Source organism: Shimia sp. MMG029 (genome assembly GCF_027947445.1).
Taxonomy (GTDB): domain Bacteria; phylum Pseudomonadota; class Alphaproteobacteria; order Rhodobacterales; family Rhodobacteraceae; genus Shimia.
Genome location: NZ_JAQJIM010000004.1, coordinates 111445 through 128199, shown reverse-complemented (window position 1 = coordinate 128199; position 16755 = coordinate 111445). Strand labels below are relative to the sequence as shown.

14 protein-coding genes and 1 tRNA gene are annotated in these 16755 nt (G+C 54.7%); 4 read left to right on the top strand and 11 right to left on the bottom strand.

Features of this window, described 5'->3' with window-relative positions; translation table 11 throughout:
* Positions 1-71: 71 nt before the first annotated feature.
* The 4 genes from PJL69_RS11850 to PJL69_RS11835 form a co-directional block, all read right to left on the bottom strand.
* Complete coding sequence (locus PJL69_RS11850; protein ID WP_271309830.1) at positions 72-437, bottom strand: DUF4189 domain-containing protein; 366 nt, start codon at positions 435-437, stop codon at positions 72-74.
* Between the two features lie 138 nt (positions 438-575).
* Positions 576-2324, bottom strand: a complete 1749-nt coding sequence (locus tag PJL69_RS11845) for a GAF domain-containing hybrid sensor histidine kinase/response regulator (protein ID WP_271309829.1) — start codon at positions 2322-2324, stop codon at positions 576-578.
* Between the two features lie 245 nt (positions 2325-2569).
* Positions 2570-7108 (bottom strand): glutamate synthase large subunit, encoded by a 4539-nt coding sequence (gltB, locus tag PJL69_RS11840; RefSeq protein WP_271309828.1) that lies wholly within the window; start codon positions 7106-7108, stop codon positions 2570-2572.
* Positions 7109-7320: 212 nt separating this feature from the next.
* Complete coding sequence (locus PJL69_RS11835) at positions 7321-8757, bottom strand: NAD(P)-dependent oxidoreductase (RefSeq protein WP_271309827.1); 1437 nt, start codon at positions 8755-8757, stop codon at positions 7321-7323.
* A 218-nt stretch (positions 8758-8975) separates the two neighbouring features.
* Between PJL69_RS11835 and PJL69_RS11830 the strand changes: the two genes are divergently transcribed.
* Positions 8976-9779 (top strand): undecaprenyl-diphosphate phosphatase, encoded by an 804-nt coding sequence (locus PJL69_RS11830; protein ID WP_271309826.1) that lies wholly within the window; start codon positions 8976-8978, stop codon positions 9777-9779.
* Positions 9780-9841: 62 nt separating this feature from the next.
* On the opposite strand, the gene rpsT is transcribed toward PJL69_RS11830, so the two are convergent.
* The 7 genes from rpsT to fliF form a co-directional block, all read right to left on the bottom strand.
* Positions 9842-10105 carry a 30S ribosomal protein S20 gene (rpsT, locus tag PJL69_RS11825; protein WP_271309825.1) on the bottom strand — a complete coding sequence of 88 codons (264 nt, stop codon included), beginning with the start codon at positions 10103-10105 and terminating at the stop codon, positions 9842-9844.
* 223 nt (positions 10106-10328) lie between these two features.
* Positions 10329-10405: transfer RNA gene (locus PJL69_RS11820), tRNA-Pro, on the bottom strand.
* Between the two features lie 56 nt (positions 10406-10461).
* Positions 10462-11412: a DMT family transporter gene (locus PJL69_RS11815; RefSeq protein WP_271309824.1), complete on the bottom strand. Its 951-nt coding sequence runs from the start codon at positions 11410-11412 to the stop codon at positions 10462-10464.
* A gap of 89 nt (positions 11413-11501) precedes the next feature.
* The gene (gene fliP, locus PJL69_RS11810; RefSeq protein WP_271309996.1) at positions 11502-12191 is read right to left on the bottom strand and encodes a flagellar type III secretion system pore protein FliP; all 690 of its coding nucleotides are present in this window, start codon (positions 12189-12191) and stop codon (positions 11502-11504) included.
* A gap of 47 nt (positions 12192-12238) precedes the next feature.
* A complete protein-coding gene (locus PJL69_RS11805) occupies positions 12239-12520 on the bottom strand; it encodes a FliM/FliN family flagellar motor switch protein (protein WP_209097854.1) in 282 nt (93 codons plus the stop codon).
* Positions 12513-13109 (bottom strand): hypothetical protein, encoded by a 597-nt coding sequence (locus tag PJL69_RS11800; protein ID WP_209097853.1) that lies wholly within the window; start codon positions 13107-13109, stop codon positions 12513-12515. Before PJL69_RS11800 ends, PJL69_RS11805 begins: the two co-directional genes overlap by 8 nt.
* Entirely contained in the window at positions 13109-14761 is a 1653-nt protein-coding gene (gene fliF / locus PJL69_RS11795; RefSeq protein WP_271309823.1) for a flagellar basal-body MS-ring/collar protein FliF, read from the bottom strand. Before fliF ends, PJL69_RS11800 begins: the two co-directional genes overlap by 1 nt.
* A 123-nt stretch (positions 14762-14884) precedes the next feature.
* On the opposite strand from fliF, the gene PJL69_RS11790 reads away from it, so the two are divergent.
* From PJL69_RS11790 to PJL69_RS11780, 3 genes are all read left to right on the top strand, one after another.
* Positions 14885-15379, top strand: a complete 495-nt coding sequence (locus tag PJL69_RS11790; RefSeq protein ID WP_271309822.1) for a flagellar basal body-associated FliL family protein — start codon at positions 14885-14887, stop codon at positions 15377-15379.
* A gap of 161 nt (positions 15380-15540) precedes the next feature.
* Positions 15541-16059, top strand: coding sequence for a hypothetical protein (locus PJL69_RS20360; protein ID WP_441347487.1), 519 nt, complete (start codon positions 15541-15543; stop codon positions 16057-16059).
* A 14-nt stretch (positions 16060-16073) separates the two neighbouring features.
* Entirely contained in the window at positions 16074-16727 is a 654-nt protein-coding gene (locus PJL69_RS11780) for a MotE family protein (protein ID WP_271309821.1), read from the top strand.
* The last annotated feature ends 28 nt before the right edge of the window (positions 16728-16755 follow it).

Genomic DNA, 16755 nt, shown 5'->3' with positions numbered 1-16755 from the left:
TGCCGCGCTCTTTGCGCATAGGGACTAGAGCTTCGCCGCTGCTCTGGCAAGACGCGCGCGCAAATCACCGCCTAAGGCGAGCACGCCCAGGCCCGCACTTCACAGCTCGCGCCATAGCCCTCACAAAAGGCCAGGGCCACATCCTGTGCTTCAATGCGCGAGTAGCTTTCCCCAAAGCCCCATTGCCCGCTTGGACCCTGGGCCATGGCTCCACACCCATTGTAAAACGTCTGCACCGTGTCGCAATTGTCGTCACAGATCGCCTGCACCTGTCTATGCGCTAGGGCTTCGGAATATTGCCCATGGGCATACCCCCGCGCACCATCAGGGCCAACACCAACAGCGCCCCAACACCGCGCAAATCCGCATTGCTGCGCGTGGCTTTGCCCAGCCACAACAAGCGCAAGCACCGCACAAAGAACAGCCCATCGTTTCAAGACACGTCACCTCCAGATCAAAGGGTGGCGCAACATTCTGTTCACGCGAAAAAGAGAGGCTCAGTCTACCCGGATCAGGTTAAAAAATTGGTGTGAACAGGGAGATGTCTGAACGCACCACCCGCCGCCATCGGGCGATCAGCCGTACTTGTGGATCATCGCCTCCAGCGACTTCACGTCAAATGGCTTTGACAGATAGTCTGTCATGCCCCAGCTGAGACATTTTTCCTGGTCACCATTCATTGCATTCGCTGTCAACGCGATGATTGGCAAAGACCGGGATGCAGGATCACGTCCCTCGCGTTCACGAATGATCTGGGTCGCGGTATAGCCATCCATTTCCGGCATCATGCAATCCATAAAGACCAGATCGTAGGCTTCAGCGCTGATAAGATCCACCCCCTCTTGCCCATTGCTGGCTGTATCAACATCACAGTTCAAAGATTGCAAAAATTTCTGCGCAATCGTCCGGTTCACCGCAGAATCTTCCACCAAAAGAACCCGCCGCTTTGCACGCAAAGTGCCATCTGCCGCACCATAGCTGACACCCTCTGCGCCATGCACGCTTTCTTCGCAGCGGATGGCCGGGATCTCAAACCAGAAAACTGCGCCCTCGCCGAGCGCGCTTTCCACCCCGATTTGCCCCCCCATGGCCTCAACCAAACGCTTGCATATGGCAAGACCCAGCCCGGTTCCGCCAAATCTTCTGGTTGTCGACGCATCCGCCTGTCGAAACAGCTCGAAAATCGCATCGTGGTGTTCGCGTGCAATACCGATTCCGCTGTCTTTGATTTCAAAGCGAAGGACAGGCCGCGCTGCCGGCGAAGACGTCTCAGAAACACGGACCTCAATACTGCCTTCAGAGGTGAATTTGACGGCATTGCCAACCAAATTGAAAATGATCTGCTTCACCCGCATGTAATCCAGAAGGTAGCCGTCAGAAACATCATCAGAGACAGTCAGATTGATCGGAACATCTGCGCCCTTTTCTGAAACCTGGAACAGCTTGCAGGTTTCTTTCAAGTGTTCCTTCAGATTGCCCACCTCTGAATTTGGCTTCAGCTGGCCACTCTCGATAGAGGAGAGATCAAGCAAATCGTTCACCAGTGTCAGCAACAATTGCGCAGAGTTGGAACACATCTCATTCAGCTCACGCTGATCTATGCTCAAACTTGTATTGGAAAGCAGATGCGCCGTGCCAATGATGCCATTCAGCGGTGTCCGAAGTTCATGGCTCATGGCCGCCAGAAAGCGCGTCTTTAGCGTGTTGGCGTCTTCGGCTTTTTCCTTTTGCAACTGCAATTCTGCCGTGCGCATTTCAACTTGTTTGGCCAATGAAGCATTCGCAGACTTCAAATCTTCTTCGAACTTTTTACGCTCCAGAATAAAGCCAACCGTGTTGCCCAATGATTCAATAATATCGGTTTCAAGTTCACTCGGCGCGCGAGGCTCCTTGAAGTAAACGGCAAATGTCCCCAGCAGACTGTTATCTTGGGACAGCATAGGTTGCGACCAACAGGCCATATATCCACAAATGGGCTGCAATTCTCGATACTCTGCCCATAAAGGGTGGGTCAGAAGGTTGTCGACAATGATCTGTTTTTTCAGAAATGCCGCTGTGCCACAGGAGCCGGTATTCGCACCAATCGGCAGGGGATTTATCAGGCTGATATAGTCCGGACTAAGCCGCGATCCCGCGCCAAAAAACAGCTCGTTTCCCTCACCTTTCAACATGATGCTGACAGCATGGTGATCGTGTAGCGCGTCCAAACGATCAGTAAGCGTGCTCAGCAAAACGTCCAGAGATTGGCCAGATTGCGCCTCCTTCAGAAAATGGTTTTGAATTTCAAGGATTTCTTTCCAAGCACTGAACAAACTCGACGACATATGGGGTACTCTTTCAAATTCAGGTAACGGCCAGCGGCTATCCCAACTTCGTTAATTTAAGGGATAAGGCTAAAAAATACTTAACCAGACAAGGGTAAATTCTTCTTAGAGCAGGTTTTACACACACAATTTCGGCACCAGTTTCAAAGTGGAAACTACGGCGCGGCAGGACACGCGCGCCGCATAAAACAAAAACCCCCGCCAGCCAACGCCAGCAGGGGTGTTATTGTGTCGCGGTTCCAAAATTATTCCGCTGGAACTGCGGTGCTTTCCGCGCTCAGAGGATGCGGGATATGCACCAGCATCTCTTTCGGGCAGACCTGCAGGAAGTTGGCTTTTTCAACATCCCAATGTTGCAGGATGTCACGGGCCTTAGAACTTCCGGTCTCGACCACATGGCGTTCAATCAAACCTTTCAGCTGATCTTCCCAGTGCTGCACCGACACCGGGCAGGTCACCAGCGTTTCCATGTTCATGACATCCTCGGCTTTGCCCTCCGGATCATAGAGATAGGCCATGCCGCCGGTCATGCCTGCACCGAAGTTTGCGCCGATCTCGCCAAGGATCACGGCCACACCGCCGGTCATGTATTCACACCCACAAGCGCCACAGCCTTCGACCACCACTTTCGCACCGGAGTTGCGCACCGCAAAGCGCTCGCCTGCGCGGCCCGCGGCAAACAGGTGCCCGTCGGTCGCGCCATAAAGCACGGTGTTGCCAATGATGGTGTTGTCGGCCGCTGTCAGCGGGCTCGCCATTGGCGGGCGCACCACCACGGTGCCACCCGACAGACCTTTGCCCACATAGTCGTTGGCATCGCCGGACACTTCAATCTTCAGCCCCGGCGCTGCAAAGGCACCCAGAGACTGCCCCGCAGAGCCCGTGAGTTTCACCGTCAGGTGGTCTTCCTGCAAGGTGTTGCGCATGCCGAAGTTGCGCACGATGTGGCTAGAGGTGCGTGTGCCCACGGTCCGGTGCGTGTTCTGCACCGCATAGGACAGCTGCATTTTCTCGCCTTCCTCAAGGAAGCGCGCCGCATCCCGCACGATCTCCGCATCCAGCGTGTCAGGCACGTAGTTGCGGTCTTTGTCGCGGTTGTAGACGATGTCATGCGCGCCATCGACGGTGATCAGCAGCGGGTTGAGATCAAGATCGTCAAGGTGTGCAGAGCCACGGCTCACCTGCGCCAGCAGGTCAGCACGGCCAATCACCTCATCCAGACTACGCGCACCGATCGAGGCGAGGATTTCCCGCACTTCAGTGGCGTAGAAGGTGATCAGGTTCACAACTTTGTCTGCGGAACCGGTGTATTTCGCACGCAGGCTTTCATCCTGAGTACAAACCCCAACCGGGCAGGTGTTGGACTGGCACTGACGCACCATGATACAACCCATCGCGATCAGCGCGGCGGTGCCGATGCCGTATTCTTCGGCACCCATCATCGCCGCCATCACGATGTCACGCCCCGTGCGCAGACCACCATCGGTCCGCAGCGTCACCCGCTCACGCAGGTTGTTCATCGCCAGCACCTGATGCGCCTCAGTGAGGCCCATCTCCCACGGCAGACCTGCATGTTTGATCGAGGTCGCAGGGCTCGCACCGGTGCCGCCATTGTGACCCGAGATCAGGATGATGTCGGCCTTCGCCTTCGCCACCCCGGCCGCGATCGTGCCCACACCGGAGGAGGCCACCAGCTTCACCGTCACCTTACAGCGCGGGTTGATCTGCTTGAGGTCATAGATCAGCTGCGCCAGATCCTCGATCGAGTAGATATCGTGGTGCGGCGGTGGTGAAATCAGCGTCACCCCTTTGGTGGAATGGCGCAGACGCGCGATCAGATCGGTGACCTTCATCCCCGGCAGCTGGCCACCTTCACCGGGCTTTGCGCCCTGGGCCACCTTAATCTCCAGCTCTTCACACTGGTTCAGATACTCCGCGGTCACACCAAACCGGCCCGACGCCACCTGCTTGATCTTCGCAGACGGGTTGTCGCCATTTGGCTCTGGCACAAAATGCGCCGGATCTTCGCCGCCTTCACCGGAGTCAGACTTCGCGCCAATCCGGTTCATCGCCACATTCAGCGTCTTATGCGCCTCAGGCGACAGCGCCCCCAGCGACATCCCCGGCGTCACAAAACGCTTGCGGATCGCGGTGATGCTTTCGACCTCTTCAATCGGCACAGGTTTGCCAATCGCCTTGATGTCCAAAAGATCGCGCAGGTGGATCGGCGGATTCGCCTGCATCTTCGCAGAATACTGCTTCCACAGCTGATAAGACGCGCGGTTACAGGCCGCCTGCATCATATGCATGCTCTGCGCGCCCCAGGCATGGGTCTCGCCAGATTTCCGCGCCTTGTAGAAACCACCAATCGGCAGCACATCAACACCGGAGAGGAAGCCCTTGGCGTGCACCTCTTCGACCTTCTTCTGAATGCCGCTCACACCAATGCCGGAAATCCGGCTGGTCATGCCGGGGAAATATTCCGCACACATGGCACGGGACAGACCAACGGCCTCAAAGTTCAGACCACCGCGATAGGAGGAAATCACCGAAATCCCCATCTTCGCCATGATCTTCAGAAGGCCCTGATCAATCGCCTCACGATAGCGCGCGACGTTCTCGGTCAGCGTGCCATCTGCCAGACCACGCTCAATGCGATCCGCCAGCGTGTCTTCTGCCAAGTAGGCGTTCACCACCGTCGCACCTGCACCGATCAGCACCGCAAAGTAATGCGGGTCGATACATTCAGCGGAGCGTACGTTCAGCGAGCAGAAGGTCCGCAGACCTTTGCGGGTCAGATGACTGTGCACCGCGCTGGTGGCGAGGATCATCGGCATGGCAACCTTGTCGGCACCCTGCGCCTCATCAGACAGCACAATGTGGCCCGCACCGGAACGCACGGCGTCTTCCGCCTCTGCACGGATGCGCTCAAGCCCCACCTGCAGCGCACGGGAATCCGCGCCAGCATCAAAGGTACAATCGATGCGCACCACCGTGTCATCAAAGGCCTCAAGCAACCGCGCGAACTGCGCATTGGCCACAAACGGGCTGTCCAGCACAGCGATTTCGGTCTGGCTGCCGTCCTCATCCAACACGTTCTTCAGGTTGCCAAACCGGGTCTTCAGGCTCATCACGCGGTATTCGCGCAGGCTGTCGATCGGCGGGTTGGTCACCTGAGAGAAATTCTGACGGAAGAAATGGCTCAGTGGACGGTACATGTTGGACAGAACCGCAGACGGCGTGTCATCGCCCATAGAGGCCAGCGCCTCTTTGCCATCCTCAGCCATCGGTGCAAGGATCTGCTCAATCTCTTCCATAGAGAAGCCCGCCGCGATCTGGCGCGCACGCAGTTCTTCGCCGGTGAAAGTCGCGGTTTCAGTCACCGCGTTCAGCTCTCCTGACAGATCACGGATCTTGCCAACCCATTCGCCATAGGGGCGTGCATTGGCCAGTTTGTCCTTGATCTCCGTGTCGTGGTAAAGCTTGCCCTCTTTCATATCCACAGCCAGAAGCTGGCCCGGACCAAGCGCACCCTTTTCCACCACGGTGGCTTCATCAATCGGCACCATGCCGGCCTCAGAGCCAGAAATCAGCAGGCCATCACCCGTCACAACATAGCGCATCGGGCGCAGGCCGTTGCGGTCCAGACCCGCACAAACCCAGCGACCATCGGTCATCGCCAGCGCTGCGGGGCCATCCCATGGCTCCATCACAGAGTTGCAGTAGGAATACATGTCGCGCCATGCCTGCGGCAGCTCGACCGCCTGCTTGGACCAGCTTTCCGGGACCAGCATGGTTTTCGCCATGGGCGCAGAACGGCCGGCGCGCACCAGCACCTCAAACACACCGTCCAGCGCCGCAGAGTCAGACGCCCCACCCGGAACAATCGGTTTGATGTCCTCGGCGTAGTCTCCAAAGCTGTCAGAGGCCATGCGGATTTCATGGCTCTTCATCCAGTTCAGGTTGCCTTTCAGCGTGTTGATCTCACCGTTGTGCGCGAGCATGCGGAACGGCTGTGCCAGCCACCACTGAGGGAAGGTGTTGGTGGAATAGCGCTGGTGATAAAGTGCAAAGGCACTCTCAAAACGCTCATCCATCAGGTCGGGGTAAAACACCGCCACCTGTTCCGCCAGCATCATGCCTTTGTAGATGATCGAGCGGCAGGACAGCGACGCGATATACAGCTCACCAATATTGGCCGCCAATGCCGCTTTTTCGATGCGACGACGGATCACGTATAGCTCACGTTCAAAGGTGTCTTCGTCCACACCTTTGGAGTTGGAGATCAAGATCTGTTCAATCTCTGGGCGGGTGGCATTCGCCTTTTCGCCAAGACAGGTCACATCCACCGGCACGTGACGCCAGCCATAGATGCGATAGCCCATTTTCAGAACTTCGGTTTCAACGATGGTCCGGCAGTGCTCCTGCGCACCGAAATCCGTCCGTGGCAGGAAGACCTGACCAACCGCGATCAGTTCGTCTTTATTTGGCTCATGGCCCGTGCGTTCGATCTGGTCGTAAAAGAAAGGCACAGGGATCTGCACGTGAATACCCGCGCCATCACCGGTCTTGCCATCCGCATCAACAGCACCGCGGTGCCAGATCGCTTTCAATGCGGTGATGCCCGCTTCCACAACTTTACGGCTTGGCTTGCCGTCGATGGACACCACAAGCCCCACACCACAGGAGGAGTGCTCCTCCTGCTCAGAGTAGAGGCCATTTTCGGCCATCCACTCGCGCTTGGCTTCCTCGGCTCTGACCCAGTTCTGATCAAATTTGGTCATTGGCTGTCTCCATATTTCGCACCGGTTTTCCTAGTCAGGCGAAAGTCGTAACCTTCTTCCGGCGGTTTGCGCTTCAGGTGCGAGGCACCCAATTAGTCAGCGCGACTGTCTTATTAACTTTTCTCTGCCGTTTTTTGCACTGTCGCGATACCGACGTAGGGCCGACGCGATACCGACATTCGATTTTGGCCGAATGTCGGCGGCATTAACGATTATTCGGCAGCTACGGCCCGCTGGTCGCCAAAGCGTTCGATGATCGCATCTGCGCAATCCCGTCCATCCTTGATCGCCCAGACCACAAGGCTTGCACCGCGCACAATATCGCCCACCGCGTAAACCCCATCCAGATCAGTGGCACCCGTGGTGAACTGTGCTTTCACAGTGCCCCAGCGGGTCACTTCCAGCTCTGGCTGACCCCAGAGGGTCGGCAGGTCTTCCGGCTCAAAGCCCAGCGCCTTGATGACCAGATCGGCCTCTTCCACATAGTCCGCGCCTTCGATCACCTCAGGGCTCTGACGGCCCGAGGCATCCGGCTGACCAAGGCGCATTTTCTGCACCATCACGCCATCAACTTTGTCAGAACCAGTGAAGCCTTTCGGCGCCGACAGCCAGACAAATTCCACGCCCTCTTCTTCGGCGTTCTGAGTCTCACGCTGAGAGCCCGGCATGTTCGCTTTGTCGCGGCGATAGAGACATTTCACGCTCTCGGCACCCTGACGGATCGCCGTGCGCACACAGTCCATCGCGGTGTCGCCACCGCCGATCACCACAACCTTTTTGCCCTCTGCATTCAGCTCACCGCTTTCGATCTCAGGCACGGTGTCGCCAAAGTTCAGACGGTTGGAGGCGGTGAGGTAGTCAATCGCTTTCACGATACCCTCTGCACCGGCACCAGGGCCTTGCAAATCACGGCTTTTGTAGACGCCCGTTGCAATGATCACAGCGTCATGCGCATCACGAATCTCTTGGAAAGAGATGTCATCGCCCACGTTGCAGTTCAGCTTGAAAGTGACACCACCATCTTCCAACAGCTGGTTGCGGCGCATGACCACGTCTTTTTCCAGTTTGAAGCCCGGAATGCCGTAGGTCAGCAGGCCGCCTGCGCGGTCATAGCGATCATAGATGGTCACTTGGAACCCTGCGCGGCGCAGACGATCAGCCGCTGCCAGGCCACCGGGGCCCGCGCCGATGATGCCCACGCTCTCGCCGCGCTCTTCGCTTGGCGCCAGCGCTTCCACCCAGCCGTTTTCCCAAGCCGTATCCGTGATGTATTTTTCAACAGAGCCGATGGTCACGGTGCCATGACCAGACTGCTCAATCACACAATTGCCTTCACACAAACGGTCCTGCGGGCAAATACGGCCACAGATCTCTGGGAAAGTGTTCGTGGCCTGACTAACCGCGTAGGCTTCCTTCAAACGGCCGGTGGCGGTTAAGTTCAGCCAATCGGGGATATTGTTGTGCAGCGGGCAGTGGCTTTGACAGTACGGCACACCACACTGGCTGCACCGACTTGCCTGCTCTTCTGCTTTCGCCTTCGCGAATTCCGCATAAATCTCGTTGAAGTCGTCCTTACGCACAGTCGCGTCACGCTTCTCCGGCATGTCGCGTTCAACAGTTACAAATTTCAACATAGGTTGCTTGGCCATGCCAGCTGCCTCCCAATTTTTGAGTCCCCGCTATGTAAATAATTTCCACACAGCATAAAAGTCACAATGACTGACCTTTATTTCGTTTTTTTGACTTTTTAAACCGCGCGGCGTGTAAAATCTTCAAAAATAAAGTCCGATATGAGACTAAATTCTATGTTCCCCTTGATTCATTGGGCATTTATACCTCCATTGATTAGAGCGAGGTTGTGCAGATTATGGCACTTTTTCACATATTTTTGGTGGCAATCATTCAAGGCATAACTGAATTTCTTCCAGTTAGCTCATCGGGACACCTGATTCTCCTTTCAAAGGTCACACCACTTCCAGACCAAGGACTGGCTATAGACGTGGCTGCGCACGTGGGAACGCTGGGCGCCGTGGTCATTTACTTCTGGAAGGATGTTCGCAGCGCGGTGGTGGGACTTCCACGGCTTGCAACTGGTCAAATCGACACTGAAGGATCGCAGCTTGCATTCTTACTCATTGTCGCAACAGTCCCCGTGATTGTTGCGGGACTTTTGTTGAAGGTCAGTGGACTTGACGAAATGATGCGCTCCATCAGTGTGATCGGATGGACCATGATACTCTTTGGGTTGGTCCTCTGGTGGGCAGATCGTTACAGTGATCAGACCAAAACCGACAAAGACTGGAATTTGACAGACGCTTGGAAACTCGGGATGTGGCAAGCGATTGCCCTGATCCCCGGGACATCCCGCTCAGGCATCACAATCACTGGCGCGAGACGCCTTGGCTATGCCCGTACAGACGCAGCCAAGCTTGCGATGCTGATGTCGATACCCACAATTCTTGCAAGCGGAGCACTACTGTCCATCGACGTTGCAACTCAATCGGACATCACGATCCTGCGCGACGGCGCGATCGCTGCCGTATTCTCATTTTTGGCAGCTCTGGTCGCCTTAATCCTGATGATGCGCCTACTGCGCGCCATCAGTTTCACACCGTATGTTGTCTATCGCATACTGCTGGGTATTGCGTTGCTCAGCTTTGCGTACAGCTGACTATCACACAAAAAAACGCCGCTAAAACAGCGGCGTTTTTTCCTAGTACTATAAACACTGACTTATGCCAGAGCTTTCACGCGAGATGCCAAACGAGACATTTTACGGGAAGCGGTGTTCTTGTGATAAACGCCTTTGCTCACACCACGCATCAATTCTGGCTGAGCGGAGCGAAGAGCTGCGACAGCTGCTTCTTTGTCGCCAGATTCGATTGCTTCTTCTACTTTACGCAAGAAAGTACGAATGCGGGAGCGGCGCGCTTTGTTGACTTCGAGACGACGTTCATTCTGACGAGCGCGCTTCTTGGCTTGGGGTGAATTTGCCATGATCTTTTACCCTTTGTGTATCGGTGCGTTTCTAGTGCGTGCGACGACCGAACGGGCCTATCTCTATCGAGAATCAGATCAAGCCTAAGCGGGCTGCACGCGCATGTATGGCGAGCGCTTATACCGAGATTCTCAAGATGTACAATGGCAAATCGTTCGATGAGACCTCCAGTATTGCCCATCTACTGAAAGAGCGCGCAGCAATCTCAAAGATCTCTCAGTCTGGTCGGAGTGAGAGGATTCGAACCTCCGACCCCTGCCTCCCGAAGACAGTGCTCTACCAGGCTGAGCTACACTCCGACCGTGCGGCGCGGGATAGTGGTTAAGCAAATTTTTGACAAGGCCCCTTAGACTTATCAAGACCGCGGTTTGTCAGACCGCTTCAAAGCGAGACTGACCCGCATGCTGCTGGGTGAAATACCACGCGAGCGTGTACGCAGAACGGGAGTTTGTTCAGAGGTGCCTCCCAGCGCCTCGCGCGCGATAATGAAGAGACCACTTGCGACAATGATCGCAGCACCAAGCATCGTCGGAAGATCAGGTGACTCACCAAAAAACAGCATCCCAAAAATCACCGCCCAAATAATTTGTGAATATTGCATCGGCGCCACCAGCGCCGCTTCACCGATCGTATAGGCATAGACAAGCAAAAGCGTCGCGCAAAACCCAAAGAGAGAGACAAATGCCATACCACCAAGATCAATCAACAGCATAGGTTGGTAAACAAATGTAAGTGCAACAGACATCAAGGCCACACTGCCAAGAAGTGGGTAGAGCATCAGCACCACGCGACGTTCTTCACGGCCGATTTTTCGAACAATCACGGACTGGAACGCAGTACTCAGAGCAGTGATGATTGCTGCGGCATGACCTAAATTGAGTACCGTTGCCCCTGGCCTCACAACAATCAAAACGCCACCAAGACCCACTACAACCGCCAACATTCGCCAAAGGCCGACTTTCTCTTTCAAAATCGGAATCGAGATCAACGTAATCAGCAAAGGAGACGAAAACAGAATTGCATACACCTGCGCCAGCGGTAGGCGCGTGAAGGCGTAAAACCCTGCAACCGGTGCGACAACAACGCAAAGGGATCGCAACGCCACCCACCAGGGATGCACGGGACGTAAATTGCCTTGCGTGGGATCACGCACCAGCATGATTGTGACCAGCGGAAATGAGAACAGCGACGCAAAGAACACGATTTGGAAAGGCGAATAAGTAGCCCCCAAAAGCTTCGCCACCACATCGTGCGTGGAAAACAGCGCAAAGGCCAACAGCGCCAACAAAGTTGCCTTAAAGTTCATGAGGCTCGCTACCGAATTTTCTTTTCACGCCATCTTCCAAATAGCATGCACCGCTTCAAAGACAAAAGCGATACATGCAAGCTTCAGCGTTAGAAATAGCTCCGAACTAGACTGCCTGCGATCAAACTCCACCCATCAGCGATTACAAAAAAGCTCAGCTTGAACGGCAAAGACACGATAGCTGGAGGCACCATCATCATACCCATCGACATCAAAACGGCTGCAACCACCAGATCGATGATCAGGAAAGGCAAAAATATCAGGAACCCAATCTGAAAGGCCCTGGCAATTTCTGAGAGCATGAAGCTCGGCACAAGAACAGAAAGAGGTGCGTCCGGTCCGGGTGCAAGTTCCGCAGTGTCTGGCCGCAAAGCCGCCAAGTGCAGAAACGTGTCAGGATCCAAACGAGAGGACATAAACAGGCGGAAAGGCTCTGTTGTCCGCTGAAACGCAGTTTCTATGTCTATCAACTCGTCAAGCAACGGTTGCACACCCGTCGTCCACGCCTGCATGAAGATTGGCTCCATTACATAATATGTAAGGAACATGGCCAGCGAAACCATCATCATGTTGGGCGGAGACTGCTGCAGACCTATGGCTTGTCGCAAAATCGAGAGCACCGTCACAATGAACGGGAAACACGTCACCATGATCGCGATACCCGGCGCCAGGCTGAGTACCGTAATCAATAGAAATATTTGAATGCTGCGCGCCGTTAGCGATCCATCGCTCCCTATGGAAAGGGCTGCCTCTTGCGCAGACGCAGGATCCACCTGCATCAGGAGAAGGATCAACAGAGCGGCGGCAAAGGAAGCCGCCTTACGCATCATAACCCGCTTTCAAACTCTGCAACTTCGGTCAGGCGCACGGCAAGTTGTCCTTCTTGACCACCTTCCAGCTCTTCCAACTCACCCCGGGCGATGAGTTTGTCGCCAACATAGAGTTCAACAGGGTCGTCCACACGTTTGTCTAGCGGAAGCACCGAGTTGGCGTTCATGTTCAGCAGGTCTCCGATCAACGGGCGTGCTTTGCCCACGGAGATCGTGATTTCCACCGGAACAGAGGTGAATGGGTTTGCGGAATCGGATTTCATCATTGGATCAGCCATTCTGGGCCTCCTTGCGGGTTTCATGTGTGAACGCTTTCAAGGCTTCTGCAACGGTGGCCAAAACCTCGCTCATATCCAGCAAGCGTTCGCGTTCTGCAAATTCGAATCTGATTTGTCCTTCGCCGAGGCTTTCGTCGCGGACGACCTCGACAGGCAACTGTGGTTTTTCAGGCATCACATCAATCACCGGCTGATAGGCATCTGGCGCAGCGGATAGGATCACGGGCGTTTCGCTGCTCTCGCGTACGATCGAATTAAGCTGCTCAACCGCCATTGCACCGATCGCCTGGCGCGCCAGTTCCGGAAGAACTGTCATGATCGCCTTCTCTATTGTTGGAGCCATATCGGCAATGATGGCCTCGCGCGCCTCATGATATGTGAAGGACAGGTCCTGAAGTTTACGTGCAAGTTCCGCTGACATGCTCGCATGCTCTTCAGACTTCGCGCTTATTGCGTCATCCCAGCCAGCTTTGTAACCCTGCTCAAAGCTCTCGAGCATCTCATCTTCATTGCCCTCGACTTCCTCAATCGGCGCAGGTTGCGGTTCAGAAATACCGCCAAAGTCTTCAAATAGGTGGGAAATCGACATTATGCACGCTCCTCTCGATCATCGAGCCAGTGGCGCAGAATTTCCACAGTTTCTTCTTTTCGATCGCTGATCAGAGAGCGTAGACGGTCTGCGGCTTCAGATTGAGACATTCCATCGCCGCCCATCGCCATGTCGCCTCCAAGCGCAGGCAGGCCTCCGACTTCTCCGCCCATATCACCAAGCGCCATTGGCATACCCATCATACCATCTCCTCCCATGTCACCCATCATAGGTGCCATCGCAGGGAAGCCCTCATCTCCATCGAGACCCGGCAGCATCGGGGCGTCTGGCATATCATTCAAATCACCAGCACCTGATCCCCCCGCCAACAATGGGCGAATAACGAAGAGGCCCAAAACAATTGCAACTATTGCAAGAACAGCCGTTTGAATGATGGCCATGAGATCCAGTGTCATCCCCTTAAACATTGAGGACTCCGCCGTTGTGCCCATTGGCAATGCTGGCTGAAAGGTCATGGACTTAAGTGTGATTACATCACCGCGAGCTTCGTCGAATCCGACTGCTGAAGCCACCAACTCTCGCAAAGCGCCCATTTCTTCTTCAGGGCGAGGAACGAATAGTGTTTCGCCTTCCGCTGTCTCAGTGGTGGTGCCATTTACAAGAACCGCGACGGTCATACGGCGGATCGCTCCAGGCTGACGCAGGATTTCTCGCTGTGTTTCGGACACCTCATAGTTGATGCGCTCGCGTGTCTCTCGGTTTTGGTTCGAAGACCCCGCATCACCACCTGCTGCGTCGCCGTCCGGCAGGTTTGATGCAACGGTTACCTGACCGCTGGCATTTGTCGAATCGGTGCTGCGCTCTTCTGTGTCTGTGCTGATGGCAACGCGGCCGCTCGGATCAAAAATGCGCTCCGTAATCGATTCTGTTTCAGTCACCGTTTCTATGCTGACTTCCACAACTGCATTTCCAGGACCAACACGTGCTTCAAGCAGACGCTGCACCGCCAAGCGTGTTTCTTCCTCGCGATTCTCACCAACCTTTGTCGTGGTTTCTTCAGCAACGCCGACCAGCCCACCATTGCCATCAATAATCGCAACGTCTTCTGGCGACAGACCAGAAACGGCTGATGCCACGAGAAATCGTAGGGCTTGGGCATGTTTTGTGGGCAAATCGCCTGCAGCAGTCGTGATTGTCACAGACGCAGACGGTTTGATTTGGCGTTGAAACGGGTTTGAAGAAGCATTTGCAATGTGCACCCGTGCCTGACTGATAAGCGGGCTCACAACAATCGTACGTGCAAGCTCACCTTCTTTGGCACGCCAATAAGCTGCGTCAAACATCTGCGATGTTGTGCCAAAACCTGACAACGAATCGAGAAGCTCATACCCCTGCGTCGTATTCGCTGGCAGCCCCTCGCTTGCTAGTGTCATCCGCAACTCATCGCGCGCGGAAGATGCGACATAAATAGAGCCACCACGAACCTCATAAACCGCGCCACGCTGTTCCAGCGCACGAACCACCTCACCAGCAGATCCACTTTCAAGACCGCTATAAAGCAAAGCCATTCCCGGTTTAGTTGCTACCCGTCCCAAGGAAAGTACTGTTGCAAACACCGCAACGGTGGCCAAGACGACGATCACCTTCCGCCGTGAGTCCAACCCAGTCCAAATATTCAATAATTGTTGCACGTCTTCACTCCGTGATGCCGCACGTTCTGCACGACCTTGAACTACTCTTTCCACGAACAGGCTTAACAATCGGTTAGTTTCTGTGTGGTTGAACATGCAGGGACAAAGAATTTGGAACCTGCGATGACTGACGAAACTGTCGACACAGAGGAGACGCCAAAAAAGGCGTCAAAACTCCCTTTAATTATAGGGCTTGTACTGGCTTTGGCTGGCGGCGGCGGCGGCTTTTATGCCGTCTATTCCGGGATGATTTTGGGCAGTGATTCTGCTCCAACCGAAGAAGAATCGGTTGAGACGCATGAAGCTGAACCCCTTCCTGACATCACTTATGTGGGCCTTGATCCCTTTGTGGTCTCGCTCACATCCGGCGGAAGCTCCGAATATCTAAGATTTCGGGCGCAACTAGAAGTTCCAAGCGCACACAAAGAAGAGGTCGAGCGCGTTCTACCGCGCGTTGTGGACGTCTTAAACGGATACCTACGTGCTCTTAGTCCCGCAGACATCGAATCGCCCGACGCATTGGTAAAACTACGCTCCCAAATGCTGCGCCGCGTCCAAATTGTAACCGGCCAAGAACGCGTCTCTGACCTTTTGGTCATGGAATTTGTACTGAACTAAGGAGTCCCGATATGGATTTGATTGCAGATATCTTACTTGTCGCGGGCGCACTTGGTGCAGGACTCTATTGTTATGTCCTGGCGCGCAGGCTCGCAAAATTCAATGACCTCGAAGCTGGTGTTGGCGGGGCAGTTGCCGTGCTGTCTGCGCAGGTTGACGACATGACCCGCACCCTTAAAGCCGCACAGCAAACCGCAGGCAAATCAACCGAACGCCTAGAAACGTTGACCGAACGCGCAGAAGGCGTTTCCAAACGTCTCGAATTGATGCTGGCATCAATGCACGACCTGCAAGACGCAAGCGCAGTGCAAGACGCCAAAACAGAAGCAGAAGCTGCAGAAGAAGTCCTCAAAAAAGAACTTGAGGCAGCGGCGATGCGAAGAGCGGAAAAAGCGGATGCCGAAACGGAAGCTGAGGAAATCGACGCTGAACCTCAGCCCGAAGAAGATGAAATTACTGACGAAGATCTGCTCGACCAGGCATTCGAAGCAGAAGTAGACGCCGAAGAAGAAGAGCGCCTGCGTCGTCGTGAAAAGAAAAAGGCCAAGCGCAAGGCGAAGCGTAAAGCAGCCAAAGAAAAAGAAGCGGCCACGCAAACCAAAAAGAAAGGCAAATCGGGTAAATCAACACCAAATGAGGGTGCGAAAGCCGCCCCAGTCTTTACCCGCCACGTTGCTTAACCGGAGCGAATACGATGACAAAGGCTCAGAAAAAAGCGCCCGTGAAAGCTGGCGCTGCTGACAAAATCCAAAAGTCTAAGCGCAAAGGAAAGGCGCAGCGCAAACAGGCGAAAGGCAGCCTGTTCATGATCGCGTCTTTCTTGATCGCTTCTGCAACGCTTCGCGTCGGCGTAGGTGCAACGGAAGCATTGGCGCGAGAAGAGCCGCTCATCGATTCGCCTCAAACTGCAATGGCAGAGCCGCAAGCCTGTGAGCACCCTGAAGACATGCGCAAACTGATGTCTGTCTTCGAGGAACGCGAAGCACGCATCGCAAAGCAAGAAGCGGAAATCAAGAATCGCTTGCAAGCGCTGAATATCGCCGATGAAGAAGTTTCACGCAAAATGGCAGCTCTTGAAGACGCCGAAAGTCGTCTACGTGATATGATTTCTATTGCAGAGACAGCCGCAGAAGACGATCTCACACGCCTCACCGAAGTCTATGAGACTATGAAGCCCAAGAGTGTTGCGCTTCTCTTTGAAGAGATGGATCCGCAATTTGCGGCTGGTTTTATCGGGCGCATGAAGCCTGAAGCCGCTGCCGGCATCATGGCGGGCATGAAGCCAGATGCCGCATACACAATCAGCGTGATTTTGGCGGGTCGAAACGCAAATTCGCCTACTGAATGAGACATTGTTAACCCGCCGCCGCGTATGT

Bases quoted from the DNA above. Each gene is read 5' to 3' on its own strand.
- PJL69_RS11845 (WP_271309829.1), bottom strand. From the start codon at position 2,324: ATGTCGTCGAGTTTGTTCAGTGCTTGGAAAGAAATCCTTGAAATTCAA.
- gltB (WP_271309828.1), bottom strand. From the start codon at position 7,108: ATGACCAAATTTGATCAGAACTGGGTCAGAGCCGAGGAAGCCAAGCGC.
- PJL69_RS11835 (WP_271309827.1), bottom strand. From the start codon at position 8,757: ATGGCCAAGCAACCTATGTTGAAATTTGTAACTGTTGAACGCGACATG.
- PJL69_RS11830 (WP_271309826.1), top strand. From the start codon at position 8,976: ATGGCACTTTTTCACATATTTTTGGTGGCAATCATTCAAGGCATAACT.
- rpsT (WP_271309825.1), bottom strand. From the start codon at position 10,105: ATGGCAAATTCACCCCAAGCCAAGAAGCGCGCTCGTCAGAATGAACGT.
- PJL69_RS11815 (WP_271309824.1), bottom strand. From the start codon at position 11,412: ATGAACTTTAAGGCAACTTTGTTGGCGCTGTTGGCCTTTGCGCTGTTT.
- fliP (WP_271309996.1), bottom strand. From the start codon at position 12,191: ATGCAGGTGGATCCTGCGTCTGCGCAAGAGGCAGCCCTTTCCATAGGG.
- PJL69_RS11805 (WP_209097854.1), bottom strand. From the start codon at position 12,520: ATGGCTGATCCAATGATGAAATCCGATTCCGCAAACCCATTCACCTCT.
- PJL69_RS11800 (WP_209097853.1), bottom strand. From the start codon at position 13,109: ATGTCGATTTCCCACCTATTTGAAGACTTTGGCGGTATTTCTGAACCG.
- PJL69_RS11790 (WP_271309822.1), top strand. From the start codon at position 14,885: ATGACTGACGAAACTGTCGACACAGAGGAGACGCCAAAAAAGGCGTCA.
- PJL69_RS20360 (WP_441347487.1), top strand. From the start codon at position 15,541: ATGACCCGCACCCTTAAAGCCGCACAGCAAACCGCAGGCAAATCAACC.
- PJL69_RS11780 (WP_271309821.1), top strand. From the start codon at position 16,074: ATGACAAAGGCTCAGAAAAAAGCGCCCGTGAAAGCTGGCGCTGCTGAC.